The organism is Pantoea sp. 18059 (assembly GCF_902706165.1).
Lineage (GTDB): Bacteria > Pseudomonadota > Gammaproteobacteria > Enterobacterales > Enterobacteriaceae > Pantoea > Pantoea agglomerans.
Map to the genome: position 1 here is coordinate 54,750 of NZ_CACSJS010000008.1, position 22,877 is coordinate 77,626.

Consider the following 22,877-nt stretch of genomic DNA (forward strand, 5'->3'; position numbering starts at 1 on the left):
CCGAAGCTCATGCGCACAAACGATATGGCGCGCCCGACAGGATTCGAACCTGAGACCTCTGCCTCCGGAGGGCAGCGCTCTATCCAGCTGAGCTACGGGCGCGTAGCGCCGTTGCGGATGTGCATACTAGAGATAAGCGCCCATCGTGTCTAGTGCTTTTTAAATAAAAAGACGCGTTTGATTACGCTTTGTGCATTTTGTCGACAAATAGTGCATTTCCACTCTCACAACGCGTAAAAATGCGGCATTTATCAGCAATATCAGAGATCGCCACGCCAGTGATAGCGCAAATATTTAAGCAGTTTTAATTGCCGGCGCAGGCGGCCAGGCTGCCGAATCAGACGATAGAGCCACTCCAGCCCCAACCGCTGCCAGATCTCAGGCGCTCGCTTCACATGGCCGGTGAAAACATCGTACGTTCCACCCACGCCCATATAGAGCGCATCAGGCCAGTGCGCACGGCACGCCAGCATCAACAGCTCCTGACGGGGCGACCCCAGCGCTACAGTCACCAGCTTCGCGCCGCTGGCCGCAATCCGGGCAAAAAGCGCATCCTGATCGGCTGGCGCAAAATAGCCGTCCTGCGCCCCGACAATATTCACATTCCACTGACGACGTAGCTTATCGCAGGTTTCATCCAGCACCTGCTGACGACCGCCGATAAGAAATACAGGCGTCCCTTCCCGCCCGGCGCGTTCCATCAGCGCTTCCCATAAATCAGCACCCGCAATGCGCTGCACCGACGCGTGTGGATACTTTTTACGAATCGAGCGCACAATGCTGATGCCATCGGCGTATGCATATTCCGCCTGCGCTAACAGCGTGCGTAATCCCTCATCCCGCTCAGCGGTCAGGATCTTCTCCGCATTAATCGCCACTAAAATACCGCTGCGTACGCTCTGCGGCGGCATCAGAAAATTCACCGCCGACGGCATGTTTTCGAAGCCATACAACTCAACGCCACGAATCCGATACTGCGGCGTCTCAGTTAACTTTGTCATATCTTCCGTCAATCCCAGAGGCTACTCAGAGCGGGCTGTGCAACACCCGCCTGCTGCGGTCGCGAATCAAACCTGCGCGATCCAGTAACCAGAAAAGTAATTTAGCCATGCCCAGACAGGCAGCAAAAATGATGCAGAAAAACACCACGCGTGAACCGAACGCATCAAGGCCTTCGCGTGCCAGCACGATCATGTTAAAGACCGCGCCAAAACAGAAGCTTTGCAGGATGGCGCCGGTGTAACGGTTGGTCTCAAGGCAGCCACGCTGATAGATCGCATCAAAGGCTTTTATAATCATCCCTACCGCGACCGCACCGATCGGAATCGCCCAGACGCCGCCCATCACCACCAGCGACCCTATCAGCGTGGGTGAAATCGCCAGGCCAGAATGGTTGTTCAGCACTTCCCAGGTGAAGTAGTTAGCACTGTTTAACACTGCCAGCGGCCGATCCGGCCAGAGCCAGGTCGGAATGAAAACGTAGAAATCACGCCACAGCGGTGCCAGCCCCTGAAACTCAATTCTGGCGTAGTTATCCAGCAGCAAGGCGAGATTCTCCCACGGCGAGAAGGTATCACGCGTCAGATAGAGGAAAGTATAAAACGCTTCATCGCCCATAACGTCGAGGTTATAGCGGCGCAGTGCCAGCCAGAACATTCCTGCAATCGCCAGCACGCCCGCCGTTGCCAGCATCCACAAAGTGATCCAGCCACGGGTAATCCCGATAAACAGGAACAGGGCAAACGCAATAATGATATTGGCGCGGGTACCACCCACCAGCGCGTAGGTCAGTAAACCAAAGGCAACGGTCACCACCAGGAACAGCAGCCAGTTGCGGCGCGTCGGGCTCAAAAAGTAGGGGATCAGCATCGCCGGAATAAAGAAATAGAAGAAGCGCTTAAGCGCTACACCCGACACTTCACTGGAGAAAATCTGGTTATAGGCGGTCAGGCGGAACAGCAGAAAACCGTTATGAATGAAGAACACCGTCACGGTACCCAGCGCCACCAGCGCCAGTATCACGCAGGTCAGATGGGTTTCGACGCGATTCATCTGCAGCCAGGGCTTCGCCGGAGACGCGCTGGCGGGTTTCAGCCGCACTTTATAGCTGACGTAATAAATGGCGTAAAACGCCGTGGCCGACAGCAGCGCCTCCAGCAGGTTCTCAACCGGCACCACTTCAACATTAAAGCGAAACACCAGCACGGAGGTCAGCGGGAAGCCGAAGTAAAAGGTCAGTAAGAACAGCAGCGTGAAGAACAGATGAAAGTTAAAACGGACGCGCTTAAACTCCCGCCAGGTCAGGGTCAGAATAAAAACCAGCGACAGCAGATAGACCACCAGCAGGCCGCCAAACTGCATAAGACTCATGACAACTCCCCTTCGCTGAGCTGTAACGCGGCTCGCCAGCCCGCCAGATAACCCGGCGCAAAAAAGGCGATAGCTTGTTTATCACAGCTCATCAGCTGACGACGTGCCTCGGCGATCACCGCAGGCGACAGCGTATCTTCGCTGAACAATACCGGAAGCTGCTGCTCTGCCACATCACGCCAGAATGGATTTTTGCGGGTCAGGACAAACGGCACGTTGGCCTGGATCAGCAGGCAGAGTGTTCCCACCCCTTGCTGACGTTCAAACATAAAATAGCCGACATGGCAGCGCACCAGCAGGGCTAAGTAATCATCAAACGCCAGGTTTTCACGCATCAGATTCACCTGCCCGTTCGGGAACAGCGCATCGGCAGTGGCCTGAATGAGGCTGATATAAGCCTCATTACCTGGCGGATAGCCCAAAGGGACCTCGATACGCACCTGCTCGCCAAACTGCGCGTGAATCGCTTTTAAGCCTTCGATATGCCGGTTACTCGGATCGCCCGAGTTTCCCAGCAACAGCGTAAAAGGCTCCGAAGGGACAGATTCAACGGCTGCAGCGGGCATTCTGGTGGGAAAATAGAGCAGTGAACCGGGTACGCGCCGATGGCGCTGCTGATAGTGATGCAGGTCGCCACGGGTCGCAAAAACTTGTGCAACCCGTCCCTGCGCTATCCGGCGGACCAGATAGAACAGGCGGAACTTCAGGCTGCGCGAATCTTCATAAAGATCGGCACCCCAGACGTGCCAGAAGAGCTGTGAACGACGCAGCTTACCGCTGAGTAACGCCAGCCAGATCCACGGGTTAAACTGTCCGTGGCAGAAAAAACGCTGCTGACGATTTCTGGCCCGCTGCAGTACCGCCTGCGCCAGCGCTTTCTTGCTGGTAAAGCACTCGATCTGCAACGCACTGAACGGCGCCAGGCTCTCGGGCTGCTGCGTCACCACCATAAAATGGCGTGGCGCAGCCGCAGGCTGCTCAACGCTGAGTACGTCGTTGAAAAAGCGCAGCACCGTAAGATTGTGGTGGGGAATGTCCGATCCCAAAACGTGAATTAAAGTCATTTTTTCCGGCAGTAAACAATAAAAGCGCCACAACACAGGGCAAAGTAAGCCATATAGGTAAACATATAGGCCTGCGCCGCACCCGTCGCGCCATGTAACGGGATCAACCAGCGTGAAAACAGCGTCAGCAACAGGAACTGGCTGATTTCAGTCAGAACATAAAAGCGCAGCGAGGCTTTGGCGATAACCAGATATCCGAAAACATAGGCGCCGACCTTAAAAACATCGCCGCACAGCTGCCAGACAAAGAGATCGCGCATCCCGCGAAACGCTTCAGAGAACAGCAGGCTGATGGCGAAATCGCGCAGTACCCAGACACCCAGGCTGGCAACCGCCACGGCGGGCAGGACAAAGCGCAGTGCACGGCCAATCTCGCGCGCGATGTCGCGTTTGTTATCCAGCCGCGCCAGCGTCGGCAGCAGCCAGACGCTAAACGTCGCGGTAATAAACTGCAGATAGGCATCGGAAATGCTGGTGACGCCCTGCCACAATCCGACCTGTGCCCAGCCCTGCTGCTCCGCCAGCAGATTACGCATCAGCACCCAGGCGACCGGCAGGGTCACGGCAGTGATCAGCGCCATCAGCGTATATTTTGCCAGATTACGGGCCAGCTCAGGATGCCATTGCGGACACAGCCAGCTAAGCGGCAGCGGCGCACGGCGTTTCAGCATCAGGAGTGCAGGCAGCAGCAGCAAAGCCGGTACCAGCGCCAGCCCGGTCAGCGCACCCTGATAGCCGCCCAGCCACCAGCAGAGCAGATAGCCCGCCACGCCAATCAGGCTGCCGAGAATCAGCGCCAGCGCATTACCGCGCGCGTCGCGATAGCCCTTCAGCAGTGCAAGGGTAAAGTTGGCCCAGGCGATGCCGAGCTGAAGAAAGGCCACCACGCGGATGACGCCCTGATAGCGGTCGTGACCAAACAGCGCGATGCTGATGGGTGCCGCCGCCAGCAGAAACAGCAGCGCCAGCACACCGGAAAAGCCCAGTACCATGGTTGATGCCGTGCCCACCATCGCCCGCAATTGCTCGGGCTGCTGCTGATACTGCGCCACATAGGTGGTGACGCCATTAAAGATGCCTGCGCCCGCCAGCACACCCAGCACGGTGATCAACTGACGGAAGTTCCCCGCCTGGCCGACACCCTCGGGTCCGAAGCTGACCGCCAGCAGTTTGACGACCAGCAGGCCGGCCACAATTTTTACCAGCGTGGACGATGCGGTCCACACTGAGGCTCTGGCTAATGACATCAGGAAAAGAAGCTCAGCAGTGAGCTGATAACCGTGCTCTGGTTATTATCCGACAGGTTATAAAACAGCGGCAGACGCAGCAGGCGTTCACTTTCCCGCGTGGTAAAGCGATCGTCGCCGACAAACTGCGAGAACCGCTCACCGGCGGGCGAACTGTGCAGCGGAATATAGTGAAACACCGTCAGTATCTCGGCTTCTTTCATCCAGTTTATCAGCGCCTGACGATCGTCCTGATCGCGCAGTTTGATGTAGAACATGTGCGCATTGTGTTCACAGCTGGCGGGGATCACCGGCAGGCTGATGCGTCCCTGAGCCGCCAGCGGCTGCAGCGCATCGTAATAACGCTGCCAGATGCGTAACCGCTGCTGGTTAATACGTTCAGCGGCTTCCAGCTGCGCCCAGAGATAGGCTGCCTGCAGATCGGCCATCAGATAGCTCGATCCCATATCGCGCCACGTGTATTTATCGACCTGACCCCGGAAGAACTGGCTGCGGTTGGTGCCTTTTTCCCGCACGATCTCGGCGCGCTCGACCAGGCTGGCGTCGTTAATGAGCGTCGCGCCACCTTCGCCGCCGGCGGTGTAGTTCTTGGTTTCGTGGAAACTGAAGCAGCCAATATGACCGATGGTGCCGAGCGCACGACCTTTGTAGCGTGACATCACGCCCTGCGCCGCATCTTCAATCACAAACAGCTTATGCTTTGCCGCCAGCGCCATAATGGTGTCCATTTCACAGGCCACGCCTGCGTAATGGACCGGCACAATGGCGCGGGTTTTTTCAGTGATGGCCGCTTCGATCAGCGTTTCATCAATGTTCATGGTGTCCGGGCGTACATCGACAAACACAATGCGGGCGCCGCGCAGCACAAAGGCGTTGGCGGTAGAGACAAAGGTGTAGCTCGGCATAATCACTTCATCGCCGGGCTGCAGATCGATTAACAGCGCCGCCATCTCCAGCGAAGCGGTACAGGAGGGGGTCAGCAGCACTTTTTTGCTGCCAAAACGCTGCTCCATCCACTGCTGACAGCGACGGGTAAATCCACCATCGCCGCACAGCTTGCCGCTGTTCATCGCCGACTGCATATACTCAATTTCTGTGCCCACAATCGGGGGCGCATTAAATGGAATCATGACCTTTCCTGTAAAACCAGTACGCGGTGCTGTCGAGCCGGGCACCGCTGCGTAAATAGAGGCGCATCGCCGTGAGATTGCTGAGCTGGGTAGCAACCCGAAGCTGAGCCAGCTGTCGTACCCGCGCCCAGTCTGCTGCTGCCAGCATCAGTCGCTGACCCAGCCCCTGGCCCTGCGCGTCGGGCAGTACGCCCAGCAGGCCAATGCGGGCATCGCCATCCACCGCGCGCAGCGAAACAAATCCCTGCAGCTGACCCGCGGCATCGCTTGCCACCAGACACTGATCGTCAAACGCCCCGCGTACCGCATTTTCAATCCACTGCGCATAGAAGCGTCCGCTGGCGTCCGGCGCATACCAGGGCGCGCGAAAACGACTCTGGCTGAAGAGCTGTGAGGCAGCATCGCGCAGTAGCGGGATCTGGGCTTCGCGCGCAATGCGAATTCCCGCCTGCCGTTCAGTCTGTTTCAGGGCCAGCGTCAGATCTGCTTCGCCTTCTGCCAGCCGGAACTGATGCTGCTGCAGCGTATCAATCAGTGCCGTCTCGCTGGCAGCGACTTTTATCTGCATCAGCGCACAGGGATGACGCAGCGCCTGTTCCAGCGGAATGTCACCTTGCGGCTCCAGCCGCACGGTATCAACACCGAAGAATGCGCTCTCCCAGCTAAGGGGATTAATATTGACGTGGACGGGCATGTAATAAATCCAGCAGGTATTGGCCGTAGCCGGTTTTTGTCAGCGCTTCACCCGCGGCCCGCAGCTGGTCATCACTCAGCCAGCTGTTGCGCCAGGCAATCTCTTCCAGGCAGGCAATTTTAAAGCCCTGACGTTTTTCCACCGTCTGCACAAACATGCTGGCTTCCACCAGGCTGTCGTGCGTGCCGGTATCCAGCCAGGCAAAACCTCGTCCCAGCAGTTCGACCGTCAGCTCACCACGCTCCAGATACATCTGGTTAATGGCCGTGATTTCCAGCTCGCCCCGCGCTGAGGGTTTCACCTGTTTCGCGAATTCAATAACCTGATTGTCATAAAAATAGAGCCCGGTTACTGCCCAGCGCGATTTCGGCTGCTGTGGTTTCTCTTCAATCGAGATCGCCTTGAAGTTATCGTCAAACTCCACCACGCCGAAACGTTCCGGGTCCATGACCTGATAGCCGAACACCGTTGCGCCACGATTCTGTTCAACAACTTTGCGGAGCTTGGGGCTGAAGCCCTGGCCAAAATAGAGGTTATCACCCAGAACCAGGCAGCAATTATCCTCGCCGATAAAGGATTCGCCGATGATAAAGGCCTGCGCCAGCCCATCGGGACTTGGCTGCACCGCATAGCTGAGGCGTATCCCAAATTCACTGCCATCGCCCAGCAGCCGTTCAAACTGCGCCCGATCTTCCGGCGTGGTAATTAACAGGATGTCGCGAATACCCGCCAGCATCAGCACGGAGAGCGGATAGTAGATCATCGGTTTGTCATAGACCGGCAGAAGTTGCTTTGATACTGCACGGGTTATCGGGTGTAACCGCGTGCCCGACCCTCCCGCTAAAATGATGCCTTTCATCGCTGCTCCTTACGCAGGTTTATTGCGACAAGCCAAGGCGTTCGCCCTGATAGCGGCCATCCAGAATAGCCTGCCACCAGGTGGGATTGGCCAGATACCATGCCACGGTTTTACGCATGCCGCTTTCAAAGGTTTCCTGCGGTACCCAGCCAAGTTCATGCGCAATTTTACTGGCATCAATGGCATAGCGCTGATCGTGACCGGGGCGGTCAGTGACATAGGTAATCAGGTCGCGGTAATGCGCCAGCCCGGCAGGTTTCTGCTCTGCGGCCAGCTCTTCAAGCAGGCTGCAGATAGTTTCAACCACCTCAATATTGCGTCGCTCGTTATGGCCGCCAATATTATAAGTTTCGCCTGGCTTGCCATGGCTGACCACCTGATAGAGTGCGCGGGCGTGATCTTCGACGTAGAGCCAGTCACGAATCTGCTGTCCGTTGCCGTAAACCGGTAAGGCTTTACCGGCCAGCGCATTGATGATGGTCAGCGGGATCAGCTTCTCCGGGAAATGGCAGGGGCCGTAGTTATTTGAACAGTTGGTGACCAGCGTGGGCAGACCGTAAGTGCGCAGCCAGGCCCGCACTAAATGGTCGCTGCTGGCCTTGCTGGCGGCGTAAGGACTGCTTGGCGCATAGGGTGTGGTTTCGGTAAAATAGGCCTGGCTGTCGTGCAGATCGCCAAAGACTTCATCGGTCGAGATATGGTGGAACAGAAAGGCGGTTTTGCGCGCGTCATCCAGGTTTTGCCAGTAAAAACGCGCGGCTTCCAGCAACTGATAAGTCCCGACAATATTGGTCGCGATAAAGGCTACCGGCCCGTCAATCGAACGATCCACATGGCTTTCAGCCGCAAGATGCATCAAACAGTCTGGCTGATGACGGGCAAACACCTGATCAAGTGCCGGGCGATCGCAGATATCGACCTGCTCAAAATGAAAGCGGGGCGAGTCGGCAACGCTGGCGAGTGACGCCAGATTTCCGGCGTAGCTGAGTTTATCGACCACCACCACCTGATGTTCGGTTTCTGCAATCAGAAAGCGCACCAGTGCAGAACCGATAAACCCGGCACCGCCCGTGATCAGAAAACGCCTCATCGCCACACACCTTTGGTGTCGACAATCCAGTTCTGCTGAACGCTGGCACCATCAATGGCGCGGAAGGCGCGGTGATCGACCAGCATCACCAGAATATCGGCCTGTTCCAGCGCCTGCCCGGCAGAGACCAGCACGGCGTTGTCGGCCAGTGCGTCAGCAAGCTGCTCAATATGGGGTTCAACCACCCAGGTAGTGCCGCTGTGCCACTCTGCAATTTTCTGTGCCACGCCCACCGCCGGGCTTTCGCGCAGGTCGTCAATATTGGGTTTAAAGGCCAGGCCAAAGCAGGCGATGGTGATATCGCTGGCGCGCTTGCCGGTCTGTGTCAGGCAGTCCGCCAGCGCGGTTTTCACCTGGTCCAGCACCCACTGAGGCTTGGCGTCATTGACCTCGCGCGCGGTGCGGATCAGGCGGGCTAATTCAGGATTCTGCGCCACGATGAACCAGGGATCGACGGCGATACAGTGACCGCCGACGCCTGGGCCCGGCTGCAGAATGTTGACGCGCGGATGGCGATTCGCCAGCGCAATCAGCTCCCAGACGTTAATCCCCTGATCGGCACAAATCAGCGACAGCTCATTGGCAAAGGCGATATTCACGTCACGGAAGCTGTTTTCTGTCAGCTTACACATCTCGGCGGTTCGGGCGTTGGTTTCAACGCATTCGCCTTTTAAAAACAGCCGATAAAGCTCGCTGGCGCGGGCGGAACAGGCTGGCGTCATGCCGCCAATCACCCGGTCGTTGTTAATCAGCTCAACCATCACCTGACCAGGCAGCACGCGCTCCGGACAGTAGGCCACAAAAATATCGGGCGTATCACCGTGCTGAGGAAAGCGCAGGTCGGGACGCGCCGCCGCCAGCCAGTCGGCCATCTGTTCGGTGCTGCCCACCGGTGAGGTCGACTCCAGAATCACCAGGTCGCCCTTTTTCAGTACCGGCGCAATCGACTCCGCCGCGGCTTTCACAAAGCGCAGATCGGGCTGATGCTCATCTTTAAAAGGGGTCGGTACGGCGATAAGAAAAGCGTCGGCGGCTTCCGGCTGCGTGGTGGCGCGCAGATCGCCACGCGTAACGGCCGCATGCACCACCTGATCTAAATCGGGTTCCACGATATGGATCGCGCCACGATTGATGGTTTCAACGGCGCGCGCATTGATATCCACGCCCACCACTTTTTTTCCCTTTGAGGCAAAAACGGCTGCCGTCGGCAGCCCAATGTATCCCAGTCCAATCACGGAGATGGTTTCAAAACTCATAATTCGGCTCGGTTATCTTTTAAGGCTTGTAAAATACGACCACAGGCTTTGCCATCGCCATACGGATTATGGGCGTGGCTCATCGCCTGCCAGGCAGCGTCGTCAGTCAGCAAGCTGCTGACCTCCGCCACGATTCGGGCGATATCGGTCCCCACCAGTTTGACGGTGCCGGCGTCGACCGCTTCAGGCCGCTCGGTGGTGTCACGCATCACCAGCACCGGTTTACCCAGCGAAGGCGCTTCCTCCTGAATGCCACCGGAGTCAGTGAGGATGAGCCAGGCGCGGTTCATCAGCCAGACAAAAGGCAGATACTCCTGCGGTTCAATCAGAATGATATTCTCAATGCCGCTGAGAATCCGGTTTACCGGCTCGCTGACATTGGGATTAAGGTGCACCGGATAGACAATCTGCGCCTCGGGATGCTGGCGGGCAATCTGCGCCAGCGCGCTGCAGATACGTTCAAAGCCGCCACCAAAGCTTTCGCGACGATGTCCGGTGACCAGCACCAGTTTCTTATCCGGGTCGAGAAACGGATAGCGCGCCGCCAGTTGTGCATTCAGATTGCTGTCATCCAGCACCCTGTCGCGAACCCACAGCAGCGCATCAATGACCGTATTGCCGGTCACGATAATGCGCGCATCGGGCAGATTTTCCTGCAACAGATTCTGACGCGATCGGGAGGTGGGGGTGAAATGCAGATGGGCAAGATGACCGGTAAGTTTACGGTTACCCTCTTCCGGCCATGGCGAGGCGAGATCGCCGGTACGCAGACCGGCCTCCACATGCCCGACCGGAATCTGATGATAAAATGCCGCCAGGCTCGCCGCCAGTGTGGTGGTGGTGTCACCATGCACCAGCACGATGTCCGGTTTGAAGTCGAGCAGGACGGTTTTCATGCCCTCTAAAATGCGGCAGGTGATCTCGGTCAGCCCCTGCTCGGGACGCATAATATTGAGATCATAGTCCGGCTGCAGCTTGAACAGGCGCAGCACCTGATCGAGCATTTCGCGATGCTGTGCGGTGACGCACAGTCGCGATTCGAAAGCGGGATCCTGCGCCAGCGCCTGAACCAGCGGTGCCATTTTGATCGCTTCGGGACGAGTACCAAATACCGTCAGAACTTTCACACTGTTTCTCTCACTCATGCGTGTCTGACATCAGACGCGGACGACGTGCCAGCGCCACTCCCGCGCCTGTTAATGCCCCAATGGCACCCCACATAATCATCATGAACAGACGTCGCGGACTGTCACGTGATACCGGCTCTTCCGGCGTACGCAGATAACGGTAGGTCTGGAACTGGCTGTTCAGTTTTGGCCCGGTCTGCAGCGTGGTCAGCATTGCTCTGTTCTGATCATAGCTGATATCAAACTCCGGACCGGTAGCGCGCAGCGTATCCAGTTGTCCCTGTAAAACCGGCTGGCCCAGCAGAAACAGGTCGCTGTCTGCCAGATTTTCACCCGCTTCACGCGTCTGTTTCTCATTAATGCCCTGCTGGCTGGCGATCTTCAGCGCCTGCTCCAGTCGATGCTGCTGGCGCTGAAACACCGCGTTAGCCACATCTTCCTGACGTTTCACCTGCGCCTGCAACTGGTCGGTACGTGCCCGCCAGGCACCTTTTAGCTCATCATTCAGATGACGCGCGGCGCGCTCACTGGCATAGGCGATGTACTGACGCAGCAGATTATTGGCGTCGCCAGCGGTTTCCGCTTTCAGTTTGACGTTATCGGGCAGGTTATGTGCCGCGTCAGCGGGCGTGAACAGGATATTGCCGATCATATCGTCGAGCAGCGCGGCATCATTATGCGCATTGCCGGTTTTACGACTCTTGTAATAATCCGTTTGCTGCCAGAACTCACGACGCGTATCCCAGGAGGCGAGTTGCATGGTGAACTCCTGATAAACCTGATCCATCACCGTAGGTGAAGGTGCGGCCAGGGTTAAGGCGTTGTTGCGCACATCCAGATTGGTCAGGAATTGCTGCTGCGCATAGTAAGAACCCAGCATGTTCACCGTCGGACGATCGGTGATCGCCGTGGTGCTCCAGACCTGTTTCAGCAGCAGCGTGGCCAGCCAGGCGACCAGAGCAAACAGCAGCGCCAGCCCGATAATCCAGCGCTTGCCACGCCATAAACGGCAGCAAAAGCTGCGAATATCCAGTTCGTTGTCCACAACGTCAGAAGGCATGGCAGAGGTATCCTTTATCAGCTCTTTTCAGGGTAATTTGTTTTTTGCTTCGCGATGATGGCTCAGACGGCGCTTAATGCGGCGGACACGTCGCGCCACGCGCCATGCATGTTTGAGGCAGTAGCCGTAAACCATAAACGCGCCCAGGAATAGCAGCAGCATCACCCACTCCGGGATAAATGCCAGATATTCGCCCAGCACACCGATACCGGCGAGAATGGCCGCCGCAACGGTAATCAGCACAAAGGCCTGACGGGAGGTAAAGCCGGCACGCATAATCAGATGATGGATGTGCTGACGGTCAGCCGAGAACGGACTCATGCCTTTACGCAGGCGACGATACATAATCGCCACCATATCCATCAGAGGAATGGCAATAAGCCACAGTGCGGTAACGGGCGTGATGGGGTGGCTCAGACCCTGCGTCGTTTCCAGCAGAATCCAGATAATGGTGAACCCGATCATGGTGCTGCCGGCATCGCCCATAAAGACTTTGAAGCGACGGCCAAGGAAGCCGAGGTTAAGCAGGATATAGGGCAGCGTGGCGGCAATCATCGCAAAACACCACATCGCGAGGCTGGTCTGGCCGTCGAAGTAGAGGATAATCCCCATGGCGGCAAAAGTGACCGAGGAGAGTCCGCCCAGCAGACCGTCGATCCCATCCACCATATTAAAGGCGTTGATCGCGGCCCAGACGGCAAACAGCGTCAGCACATAGCCGAAGGGCCCCACTATAAGCTCGAACGGGCCGACGATAAAGCCCAGGCTAAGCAGATAGAGTTTTGCGCCAAACATCATCACCAGCGCGACAATCGCCTGCACCACCGCACGAATTTTGACGCTGATATCGAAACGGTCATCCAGTGCGCCAACCAGCACCAGAACACCGGCGCAGCCCAGATAGAGCAGCGCGTGAGGCAGATAGTAGTTGGTAATGGCAAACGTGAAGCAGATACCTGCGAACACAGAAATGCCGCCCACCAACGGAATCGCGCCATGATGGCGTTTACGTGAGTTAGGCTTATCAACTAAACCAATTTTTTTAGCTGCTTTTCGAGCAAAAAAGAGGAAAGCCAGGGAAAAGAGAATAATTAAACCAAGCTCAGTACTCATAGTGAGTAAATTCACGTTAAACGCTCTCAGCTAACATCCCGCACAACAATACGCGAAAAAACGCGCCTATCGCTGTGTCGGATTCCGAATTCTGCATAAAGAGACAGACGAACGGTCAAAAGTTCGCCATCGCTACCACAGTCATTATAAATGCTCCTGCCAGTGTTCAATCCTATAGCTCACAAATGAAAAACGCCACGTTGAGACGTGGCGTGAGGTCGATTTTCTGCGCATCTGGACTAAAAAAGCCGAATCTGTGGTTCGGCCAGGCAGTATCGGATTAAGAACGCTTCATCATATCGAAGAATTCATCATTAGTTTTGGTCATCGCCAGCTTGTTGATGAGGAATTCCATTGCGTCGATTTCGCCCATCGGGTGAATAATCTTACGCAGGATCCACATCTTCTGCAGCTCTTCCTGAGAGGTGAGCAGCTCTTCTTTACGCGTACCAGAGCGGTTGTAATCAATCGCCGGGAAGACGCGTTTTTCAGCGATTTTACGGGCGAGATGCAGTTCCATGTTACCGGTACCTTTAAACTCTTCGTAAATCACTTCATCCATCTTCGAACCGGTATCAACCAGCGCGGTCGCGATGATGGTCAGGCTACCGCCCTCTTCCACGTTACGTGCAGCACCAAAGAAACGCTTTGGACGATGCAGGGCGTTGGCATCCACACCACCGGTCAGGACTTTACCTGAAGCAGGAACCACGGTGTTGTAAGCACGTGCCAGACGTGTAATGGAGTCGAGCAGGATGATGACATCTTTTTTGTGCTCAACCAGACGCTTGGCCTTTTCAATCACCATTTCAGCAACCTGAACGTGGCGTGAAGCTGGCTCATCGAAGGTTGAGGCGATAACTTCGCCTTTCACCAGACGCTGCATCTCGGTGACTTCTTCCGGGCGCTCATCGATCAGCAGTACCATCAGGGTACAGTCCGGATAGTTGTGCGCCAGGCTCTGCGCGATGTTCTGCAGCAGCATGGTTTTACCGGCTTTCGGTGGTGCAACAATCAGACCACGCTGGCCACGACCAATTGGCGATGCCAGATCCAGTACGCGAGCGGTTAAATCTTCCGTTGAGCCATTACCCCGCTCCATACGCAGACGTTTATTTGCGTGCAGCGGCGTGAGGTTTTCGAACAGAATCTTATTACGCGCATTTTCCGGCTTGTCGTAGTTAACTTCGTTAACTTTCAGCAGCGCAAAATAACGTTCACCCTCTTTCGGTGGACGAATTTTGCCAGAGATGGTGTCACCAGTGCGGAGGTTGAAGCGGCGGATTTGACTAGGGGAAACGTAGATATCATCAGGGCCGGCGAGGTAGGAGCTGTCTCCGGAACGGAGGAATCCAAATCCATCCTGAAGGATCTCCAGCACGCCATCACCGAAGATGTCTTCGCCGCTTTTCGCGTGCTGCTTCAGGATTGAAAAGATAATGTCCTGCTTGCGCATACGAGCCTGGTTTTCCAGTCCCATATTTTCGCCGAGAGTAACCAGCTCAGCAACCGGCGTATTCTTTAATTCGGTAAGATTCATAGTGATGGGTTCTTAAACTCGGGGTAATACTCGGAATGTTTGTCGTGAATGGTATGGCAACTAATCCATGCCGTTAATGGCTCTTTTCGGCTCTTCCTGACGATCATCGTATGGAATGGCGATCGGTATGCAGGGAGATGTCCGAATGTGATGCCAGAGTTGGAGCTAACCGTAAGATTGCTGAACCGTTCTATCTTTATAAGGTACAGGGCGACAGGGTTCAACAAGGGAAAACTTTTAGATGCTAACTACAAGGTAAGTTCGTAATGCAGTGCTGGTAAATTAGCACGCCTGAAAGCGAACGTCCAGCAGCAGGAGATAAATTCACCACTGCCGGACATTCAGCCCTGAATTACGCCAGATTGGCGTTCAGGAACTCTTTCAGCTGGCCTTTAGACAGCGCGCCCACTTTGGTCGCGGCGACTTCGCCATTTTTAAACAGCAGCAGCGTCGGGATACCACGAATGCCATACTTCGGTGCCGTGCCTGGGTTATCATCAATATTCAGCTTAGCGATGGTCAGCTTGCCATCATACTCTTCTGCAACTTCATCAAGGATTGGCGCGATCATTTTGCAAGGACCGCACCATTCAGCCCAGAAATCTACCAGTGTAACGCCGTCGGCTTTCAGCACGTCGGTGTCGAAACTGTCATCAGTCAGATGAACGATTTTATCGCTGCTCATGTTTTACTCCACAAGATTATGCCTGGCGAATTGGCGTAAAATATACCAATGTTGGTTGACTTTATTTCATCGGATACGCTTTCGTAAAGCGATAGTAAGCTGATATTCTACCACACTATGAGCAAAACACACTTAACTGAACAGAAGTTTTCCGACTTCGCCCTGCACCCAAAAGTGGTGGAAGCCCTTGATACTAAAGGCTTTCAATACTGCACGCCGATTCAGGCGTTAGCTCTGCCTTTTACGCTTTCAGGGCGTGATGTTGCAGGCCAGGCGCAAACCGGTACCGGCAAAACGATGGCGTTTCTGACGTCAACGTTTCATCATCTTCTCTCTCATCCTGCGGCGGAAGGTCGTCAGGTTAACCAGCCACGGGCATTAATTCTTGCGCCGACGCGTGAACTTGCTGTGCAGATTCATGCAGATGCAGAACCCCTTACCGCCTCAACCGGCCTGAAACTGGGTCTCGCCTATGGCGGAGACGGTTATGACAAACAGCTTAAAGTGCTGGAGCAGGGCGTTGATATTCTGGTGGCTACCACCGGTCGCCTGATCGACTACGCGAAACAGAATCACGTCAACCTCGGTGCTATTCAGGTCATGGTGCTGGACGAAGCCGATCGTATGTTCGATCTGGGCTTTATTAAAGATATTCGCTGGCTGTTCCGTCGCATGCCGCCGGCGACTCAGCGTCTGAGCATGCTGTTCTCGGCGACCCTCTCCTACCGCGTCCGTGAACTGGCGTTTGAGCACATGAACAGTGCTGAATATGTGGAAGTGGAACCGGAACAGAAAACCGGCCATCGCATTCAGGAAGAGCTTTTCTATCCGTCTAACGAAGAGAAAATGCGCCTGTTGCAGACCCTGCTGGAAGAAGAGTGGCCCGATCGCGCCATTATTTTCGCCAACACCAAGCACCGCTGTGAAGATATCTGGGGCCACCTGGCTGCCGATGGACATCGTGTCGGCCTGCTGACCGGCGACGTTGCTCAGAAGAAGCGCCTGCGCATTCTGGATGACTTTACCAAAGGTGATGTGGATATTCTGGTCGCCACTGACGTGGCTGCTCGCGGTCTGCACATCCCGGCTGTTACCCACGTCTTTAACTACGATCTGCCAGACGACTGTGAAGACTACGTTCACCGTATTGGCCGTACCGGTCGTGCAGGCGCCAGCGGTCATTCAATCAGCCTGGCCTGTGAAGAGTATGCGCTGAATCTGCCTTCGATTGAAGAGTACATCGGCCACAGCATCCCGGTCAGCAAGTACAGCAGCGAAGCGTTGTTAACGGATTTACCGCCGCCTAAGCGTCTGCAACGCAGCCGTTCCGGCAATGGCCCGCGTCGCGGAGGGAATAACGCCAATCGTCGCGGTGCTCCACGCAACAACAACCGTAAACGTTCAGGTTAAGGCCACCATGCTAAGCGCATCGTCACTTTATGCAGCGATTGATTTAGGGTCTAACAGCTTTCATATGTTGGTGGTGCGCGAGGTTTCTGGCAGTATCCAGACCGTTGCAAAAATTAAGCGCAAGGTTCGCCTTGCTGCCGGTCTGGATAAAAATAACCTGTTGTCAGCCGACGCGATGTCGCGAGGCTGGCAATGCCTCAGACTGTTCTCTGAACAACTGCAGGATATTCCCCCCGATCAGATTCGCGTGGTGGCGACCGCCACGCTGCGTCTGGCTGCCAATGCGCAGACCTTCCTCGACACCGCCCAACAGATCCTTGGCTGTACCATCAACGTCATCAGCGGTGAAGAAGAGGCGCGCCTGATTTATCAGGGCGTGGCCCACACCACCGGCGGTTCCGACCAGCGTTTAGTGGTCGATATCGGCGGCGGCAGCACCGAGCTGGCCACCGGCGACGGATCGCACGCGTCGGTGTTGTTCAGTCTGTCGATGGGCTGTGTGACGTGGCTGGAGCGCTTCTTCAGCGATCGTCATCTGGCAAAAGAGAACTTTGACCAGGCCGAGCTGGCGGCACGTGAGATGATCCAGCCCATTGCAGCGCAGCTGCGTGAGCAGGGCTGGCAGGCCTGTGTTGGTGCTTCAGGCACGGTTCAGGCGCTGCAGGAGATCATGGTGGCGCAGGGCATGGATGAGCGCATCACGCTGAATAAGCTGCAGCAGCTGAAGCAGCGCGCCATTCAGTGCGGCAAACTGGAAGAGCTGGAAATCGAAGGGCTGACGCTGGAGCGGGCGCTGGTGTTCCCCAGCGGCCTGTCGATTCTGATCGCCATCTTCCAGGAGCTCAGTATCGATAGCATGACGCTGGCGGGCGGCGCACTGCGCGAAGGACTGGTCTACGGCATGCTGCATCTGCCCATCGACCGGGATATCCGAACCCGCACGCTACACAACGTCCAGCGCCGTTTCAGCATTGATGTCGAGCAGGCGGATCGCGTGCGTCAGCTGGCGGAGAGCTTTTTCCGTCAGGTTTCCACGTTGTGGAAGCTGGATCAGCGCTGTCGTGAGTTGCTGCTTAGCGCCTGCGCGATCCACGAAATCGGCCTGAGCGTTGACTTCCGTCATGCGCCGCAGCATGCGGCGTATCTGGTGCGTCACCTCGATCTTCCTGGTTTCACACCGGCACAGAAGAAGCTGCTGGCCTGTTTACTGCAAAACCAGAGCGGCAGCATCGATCTGGCTTTGCTGACGCAGCAGAATGCCCTGCCGCCGCGGCTGGCGGAACGGATGTGCCGTCTGCTGCGGCTGGCGATTATTTTCTCCACCCGTCGTCGCGATGACACCCTGCCTGCGGTGCGGCTACAGGCAGACGATGATGCCTTGCATCTGACCCTGCCCGCGGGCTGGCTGGAGGCCCATCCGTTGCGCAGTGAGCTGCTGGAGCAGGAAAGCCATTATCAGTCTTACGTCCACTGGTTATTAACCCTGTCGTAATTGCCGTCGCGTGAGGCGAATCTCCTTCGCCTCCTGCACTGGTTTAACTCTTTTTCGCCTTATCCAGCATCGCTCTCAGACCGGCCACGCGGCTCTGACCGGTTTTCATCCGCTCCTCCGCACTGACCACTTTGCGCTCGGTTTCCCATTGCAGATCGTCCTGCGGCAGTTCCAGCAGAAAACGGCTCGGCTCCGGCCGGATTAATTCGCCATATTGCCGGCGCTCGCGACACAGGGTAAAGGTCAGCTCTTTCTGCGCCCGTGTGATCCCCACGTAGGCCAGGCGACGCTCCTCTTCGATATTATTCTCATCGATGCTGCTCTGATGCGGTAACAGCCCCTCCTCCATGCCCACCAGGAATACATAGGGGAACTCCAGCCCTTTGGAGGCGTGCAGCGTCATCAGCTGCACCTGATCCAGCTCTTCATCGCTTTCACCGCGCTCCATCATGTCGCGCAGGGTAAAGCGCGTCACCACCTGCGCCAGCGTCATCGGCTCATCGATATCGCTGCCCTCCAGCATCTCGGTCATCCACTGAAACAGCGTGTTGACGTTCTTCATCCGCATCTCTGCGGCTTTCGGGCTGCCGGAGGTTTCGAACAGCCAGCTTTCGTAGTCGATGCCGCGAATCAAATCACGCACTGCGTTTACCGGCTCACGTTCGGTCAGCTGGATAATCTCATTCAGCCAGTGGGTAAACCGCTGCAGATGCTCCAGACCGCGGCCACTCAGCGTCTGCCCCAGACCGACATCAAAACTGGCGTTAAACAGGCTCTTGCTGCGCAGGTTGGCCCACTCACCGAGCTTCTGCAGCGTAGCCGGGCCAATCTCACGGCGCGGTGTATTGACGATGCGCAGAAACGCGCTGTCATCCTCAGGATTGGTCAGCACGCGCAGATAGGCGAGCAGATCTTTAATCTCGGGCCGTGAGAAGAACGAGGTACCGCCAGAGATGCGATAAGGGATGCGGTTCTGCATCAGAAACTTTTCAAAGGTTCGGGACTGATGGTTGCCACGATAAAGAATCGCGTAATCTTTGTACTGCGTCCGGTTGATAAAGTGATGCGCGATGAGCTCGCCAGTGACCCGCTCCGCTTCATGCTCTTCGCTGTTGGCAGTGAGCACCTTCAGCTCGCTGCCCTGCCCCAGCTCCGAAAAGAGCCGCTTCTCAAAGACGTGAGGATTATTGGCAATCAGGATATTTGCCGCTTTCAGTATGCGCTGCGAAGAGCGGTAGTTCTGCTCCAGCTTCACCACCTCCAGCGCCGGGAAATCCTGATTCAGCAGCACCAGATTCTGCGGGCGTGCGCCGCGCCAGGAGTAGATAGACTGATCATCATCGCCCACCACCGTGAAGCGCGCCCGCGCCCCCACCAGCAGCTTAACCAGTTCATACTGGCTGGTGTTGGTATCCTGATACTCATCCACCAGCAGATAGCGGATACGCTGCTGCCAGCGTTCACGCACCTCCTGATTACGCTGCAGCAGCAGCGTCGGCAGCAGAATCAAATCGTCGAAATCGAGCACGTTGCACGACTTAAGATGCTGGCTGTAGAGGGCGTAGCAGTGAGCAAAAATATTATCCTGCTGCGATCGCGCCAGCGCGGCGGCGCCCTGCGGATCGATCAGATCATTTTTCCAGTTCGAGATGGTGGAGATGAGCTGCTGAAGCAGCGTCTTATCCTCTTCCAGCCACTCTTTTGTCAGCTCTTTCAGCAGGGCGAGCTGATCCTGATCGTCGAACAGCGAGAAGTTTGACTTCATGCCCAGCGCCGCGGTTTCGCGTTTGATGATCTCCAGCCCCAGCGTATGGAAGGTGGAGATCAGCAGGCCGCGCGCCTCTTTGCGGCCCAGCGTCTGCGCCACACGCTCTTTCATTTCGCGCGAGGCTTTATTGGTAAAGGTCACCGCGGCGATGTGGCGCGCCTGATAGCCGCATTCACGGATCAGATGGGCGATTTTATTGGTAATCACGCGGGTTTTGCCCGATCCCGCGCCCGCCAGCACCAGACAGGGACCGGTAACAAATTCGACGGCACGTTGTTGGCTGGGGTTTAAACGCATAGGAGAAATCGCCTGATTGAATCAAAAGAAAGGGGTTTATAATGGGCGGCAATTATACACAACCGAGATACCAACATGGCGAAAACCGCGGCGGCTTTACACATCCTGGTCAAAGAGGAAACGCTGGCAAAAGAGATTCTGGCGAAACTGGCGAAGGGTGGCAATTTCCAGCAGCTGGCAAAGAAGCACTCAACCTGTCCTTCCGGCCGGAATGGCGGCGATCTGGGCGAGTTCCGGCAGGGACAGATGGTGCCGGCCTTTGATAAAGCGGTCTTTACCTGCCCGCTGCTGACGCCTTACGGGCCGGTAAAGACCGGCTTTGGTTATCACATTATCAAAGTACTCTATCGCAACTAGTTACTTCTTCTGCTTCATCTGCTGCAGGACGGTGCTGCACTGGTTGTCTTCGTTATCACTAGGAGAGATCAGTGCCAGCAGCGCCGCCGCCGGGCCGACTACTGCGCCCAGTGCCACTGCAGCAGCACCACGTGCCAGCAGTGGCCCCGTTTTCACGCCCGCATCAGGATTTTTAAAGGTGCCACGCACGTAGAGCGGGGAGCGCAGCGTTACGATGCGGACGCCCTTACTCTCCGGATTCACCGACAGATCCAGCCGCTCACTGGCGAAGTTCGCGTTGCCTGACACGTTGATAATCGCGTTCTCGGTATCAAACACAAACAGGTTAGGCGTCGCCACACCGTTCTGCAGTTTGAGATCGGTGGCGGCGCAGTTGATGCGCACCTGGTCATCGCCAAACAGTTTGCCCACCACGTAGTTACCGACGTTGAGTCCGGCAATTTCCATCAGGCTGCGGCTGATCAGACCATCATTCATCAGCAGCTTAAGTTGCCCGTTGCTGGTCGCCAGCAGATCGGCTACGGAGTTACCGGTGCCGGTAAAGCTGGCATCGCCATTGAGCTGGCCACGGCTGTTCTTCATCGCCTCCACATTCGGGAAGAGCTGACGCAGCTGCAGCTTACGGACATGAAGATCAACCCGACCACGCATCGGCGAGTGATCGCCCTCCAGCCGGATAGTGCTGTTGAGATTGCCGCCCGCCACACCAAAGCGCAGCGGATCCAGCAGCAGATCACCGTTTTTCAGCTGTAAATGGGTATAGAGATCGCTTAACGGCAGTGAATTGCTGTGTTCGATCCGTTTGCCGCTGAACTTCACGTCGGCATCCATCACGTCCCAGTTTTTGGTGTCGAATTTATCGTGTGGCAGCACGCGGTCTGCGGGCTGATTCGATTTCTCACCGCGCCGGGCTTTGGCCTGCGCCGTTTTTTCACTGCCTTTGCCAGAGTCGACGCCAATCAGCGGCCCCAGATCGGCCATGCGCAGTTGCTCAGAGGTCAGTTCGCCGCTGAGTGTCGGGCGGGGTTTAACCTGACTGTAGATCAGCGAGCCATGAATATCGCTGTCGCCAATATGTCCGTTGAATTTCTCATAGCGGTAGACCGCGCCCTTTTCGCCGCTGAATTTAGCAATCAGATGGCCGTCGGTTTCATAAGGTGGCGTGTCAGGCAGCAGAACGCCGGTCAGGCCATAGAGATTGGCCAGCGTATCGCCCGAGAAGCGCAGTCGCACGTTAAGCCCGCCGAGGTTCATCGGATCCTGCAGACCGCCGGTCACCTGAACCCGCGTGCTGCCGTTGCGCAGATCGGCCTCAATCGGGAACGGTGTGTTCTGACTGCGCAGTGACAGCATGCCGCCAATCTTACCGTCGCCGCTGAGTGACTCATTGTTATAAGTGCCCTTCGCCTGCCAGCCAAAGACGAAGTCGCCTGCGCCCTTCTGCTGATCATTGCCTCCGGCAATCTGCGTATACGGCACCGGTTTACCCAGCGGATTAACCTGCACCGTGACATCTGCGCGGTTAATGGCGTCGCGATAACGAATCTGGCCCTGATCGAACAGAATATTATCCAGACGGAATGACCAGGCCGATGGCGCAGCACTCTTCTCATCCTTGCCGCTATCGGCAAGGGTAAAGGTCCAGTTGTTCTTTTTATCCGCGGTCTGGATCAGACGCGCATCCGGCCGCTGCAATTTAATCCACGGGATGAACAGTTCTTTGTGCAGCAGCGACAGCGGTGACAATGTGGCATCGACCCGCTGCAGATGTACCATGGTGACGTCGGCAATGTCAGGCGGATTCCCCAGCATGATATCTTCCGCATGGATCTGCGGCCACGGCACCCAGCGCCGCCAGCCTGCTTCGTCGCGATTTCGTGCCCAGTCGATACCCAGATCCCCGCGTATCGCAAACGGACGGTTTAACTCGGTTGAAACTTTTTGATTGATGGTGGGCTTAAGGCGATTCCAGTCAAAGGTCGCGATGACGACGATAATCACCACGATCAACAACACCAGAATTCCTGCTACCCAGCTGACTATTTTCCCGGTACGCGACATTACGCTTTCTCCTTGCACATTCACGGTCTGCGTTAAAGATAGTCGAGACCGCGGGCAACAGCATCAGGGAAGCGGGATAGTAAGATGATTCAATTCAGAAAAAGGGGTTTCTCAGCCATTTCGTTAGCATAAGCGGTAAAAAAAGCCGACATTCCCGGCGTTTATCCCCGAGACCAGGGCTAATGGCCACCTTAAAAGGTAAATTAAAACACCGTTTTAAAACCATTGACGTCTGCCATACCAGACGCGAGACTAAG

Annotated in this window: 19 protein-coding genes and 1 tRNA gene; 3 read left to right on the forward strand and 17 right to left on the reverse strand. The window is 56.1% G+C overall.

The genetic code is table 11. The features are described 5' to 3' along the window. Positions 1-25 precede the first annotated feature (25 nt). The 15 genes from GVJ63_RS18590 to trxA all read right to left on the reverse strand — a co-directional run bounded on the left by GVJ63_RS18590 (position 26) and on the right by trxA (position 15,235). Positions 26-102, reverse strand: a tRNA-Arg gene (locus GVJ63_RS18590). Positions 103-260: 158 nt separating this feature from the next. Next, positions 261-1,001 (reverse strand): lipopolysaccharide N-acetylmannosaminouronosyltransferase, encoded by a 741-nt coding sequence (gene wecG, locus GVJ63_RS18595; protein ID WP_031292610.1) that lies wholly within the window; start codon positions 999-1,001, stop codon positions 261-263. Positions 1,002-1,026: 25 nt separating this feature from the next. Next, entirely contained in the window at positions 1,027-2,370 is a 1,344-nt protein-coding gene (gene wzyE / locus GVJ63_RS18600; RefSeq protein ID WP_033767575.1) for an ECA oligosaccharide polymerase, read from the reverse strand. After that, a complete protein-coding gene (locus GVJ63_RS18605; protein WP_159227211.1) occupies positions 2,367-3,434 on the reverse strand; it encodes a TDP-N-acetylfucosamine:lipid II N-acetylfucosaminyltransferase in 1,068 nt (355 codons plus the stop codon). Before GVJ63_RS18605 ends, wzyE begins: the two co-directional genes overlap by 4 nt. Then, positions 3,431-4,681, reverse strand: a complete 1,251-nt coding sequence (gene wzxE, locus GVJ63_RS18610) for a lipid III flippase WzxE (RefSeq protein ID WP_159227212.1) — start codon at positions 4,679-4,681, stop codon at positions 3,431-3,433. Before wzxE ends, GVJ63_RS18605 begins: the two co-directional genes overlap by 4 nt. After that, entirely contained in the window at positions 4,681-5,811 is a 1,131-nt protein-coding gene (gene rffA, locus GVJ63_RS18615; RefSeq protein ID WP_010671668.1) for a dTDP-4-amino-4,6-dideoxygalactose transaminase, read from the reverse strand. Before rffA ends, wzxE begins: the two co-directional genes overlap by 1 nt. After that, on the reverse strand, positions 5,798-6,505 hold the full coding sequence (gene rffC, locus GVJ63_RS18620) for a dTDP-4-amino-4,6-dideoxy-D-galactose acyltransferase (protein ID WP_010257353.1): 708 nt from the start codon (positions 6,503-6,505) through the stop codon (positions 5,798-5,800). Before rffC ends, rffA begins: the two co-directional genes overlap by 14 nt. Then, on the reverse strand, positions 6,483-7,364 hold the full coding sequence (rfbA, locus tag GVJ63_RS18625) for a glucose-1-phosphate thymidylyltransferase RfbA (protein WP_010257356.1): 882 nt from the start codon (positions 7,362-7,364) through the stop codon (positions 6,483-6,485). The genes rffC and rfbA overlap by 23 nt, the downstream gene beginning before the upstream one ends. Before the next feature lie 19 nt (positions 7,365-7,383). Next, positions 7,384-8,454 carry a dTDP-glucose 4,6-dehydratase gene (gene rfbB / locus GVJ63_RS18630; protein WP_159227213.1) on the reverse strand — a complete coding sequence of 357 codons (1,071 nt, stop codon included), beginning with the start codon at positions 8,452-8,454 and terminating at the stop codon, positions 7,384-7,386. After that, on the reverse strand, positions 8,451-9,710 hold the full coding sequence (gene wecC / locus GVJ63_RS18635) for a UDP-N-acetyl-D-mannosamine dehydrogenase (protein WP_159227214.1): 1,260 nt from the start codon (positions 9,708-9,710) through the stop codon (positions 8,451-8,453). The genes rfbB and wecC overlap by 4 nt, the downstream gene beginning before the upstream one ends. Continuing rightward, the gene (gene wecB / locus GVJ63_RS18640) at positions 9,707-10,837 is read right to left on the reverse strand and encodes a non-hydrolyzing UDP-N-acetylglucosamine 2-epimerase (protein WP_010257363.1); all 1,131 of its coding nucleotides are present in this window, start codon (positions 10,835-10,837) and stop codon (positions 9,707-9,709) included. Before wecB ends, wecC begins: the two co-directional genes overlap by 4 nt. A gap of 10 nt (positions 10,838-10,847) precedes the next feature. After that, on the reverse strand, positions 10,848-11,897 hold the full coding sequence (gene wzzE, locus GVJ63_RS18645; RefSeq protein WP_010257365.1) for an ECA polysaccharide chain length modulation protein: 1,050 nt from the start codon (positions 11,895-11,897) through the stop codon (positions 10,848-10,850). A 27-nt stretch (positions 11,898-11,924) separates the two neighbouring features. Continuing rightward, positions 11,925-13,010 carry a UDP-N-acetylglucosamine--undecaprenyl-phosphate N-acetylglucosaminephosphotransferase gene (gene wecA / locus GVJ63_RS18650; protein WP_159227215.1) on the reverse strand — a complete coding sequence of 362 codons (1,086 nt, stop codon included), beginning with the start codon at positions 13,008-13,010 and terminating at the stop codon, positions 11,925-11,927. Positions 13,011-13,290: 280 nt separating this feature from the next. Further along, positions 13,291-14,550 (reverse strand): transcription termination factor Rho, encoded by a 1,260-nt coding sequence (gene rho / locus GVJ63_RS18655; RefSeq protein WP_010257369.1) that lies wholly within the window; start codon positions 14,548-14,550, stop codon positions 13,291-13,293. 352 nt (positions 14,551-14,902) lie between these two features. Next, entirely contained in the window at positions 14,903-15,235 is a 333-nt protein-coding gene (gene trxA, locus GVJ63_RS18660; RefSeq protein WP_003851963.1) for a thioredoxin TrxA, read from the reverse strand. 117 nt (positions 15,236-15,352) lie between these two features. Between trxA and rhlB the strand changes: the two genes are divergently transcribed. Together rhlB and gppA are read left to right on the forward strand one after the other, a co-directional pair. Beyond that, positions 15,353-16,645 (forward strand): ATP-dependent RNA helicase RhlB, encoded by a 1,293-nt coding sequence (gene rhlB / locus GVJ63_RS18665; protein ID WP_022624852.1) that lies wholly within the window; start codon positions 15,353-15,355, stop codon positions 16,643-16,645. A gap of 7 nt (positions 16,646-16,652) precedes the next feature. After that, complete coding sequence (gene gppA, locus GVJ63_RS18670) at positions 16,653-18,137, forward strand: guanosine-5'-triphosphate,3'-diphosphate diphosphatase (RefSeq protein ID WP_010671664.1); 1,485 nt, start codon at positions 16,653-16,655, stop codon at positions 18,135-18,137. Positions 18,138-18,180: 43 nt separating this feature from the next. Here the strand turns inward: gppA and rep are convergent, their stop codons facing one another. Continuing rightward, positions 18,181-20,202, reverse strand: a complete 2,022-nt coding sequence (gene rep, locus GVJ63_RS18675; RefSeq protein WP_010257384.1) for a DNA helicase Rep — start codon at positions 20,200-20,202, stop codon at positions 18,181-18,183. Positions 20,203-20,277: 75 nt separating this feature from the next. On the opposite strand from rep, the gene ppiC reads away from it, so the two are divergent. Further along, a complete protein-coding gene (gene ppiC, locus GVJ63_RS18680; protein ID WP_033780849.1) occupies positions 20,278-20,559 on the forward strand; it encodes a peptidylprolyl isomerase PpiC in 282 nt (93 codons plus the stop codon). Here the strand turns inward: ppiC and GVJ63_RS18685 are convergent, their stop codons facing one another. After that, the gene (locus tag GVJ63_RS18685; protein ID WP_031590316.1) at positions 20,560-22,620 is read right to left on the reverse strand and encodes an AsmA family protein; all 2,061 of its coding nucleotides are present in this window, start codon (positions 22,618-22,620) and stop codon (positions 20,560-20,562) included. It abuts the gene before it with no gap. Between the last annotated feature and the right edge of the window lie 257 nt (positions 22,621-22,877).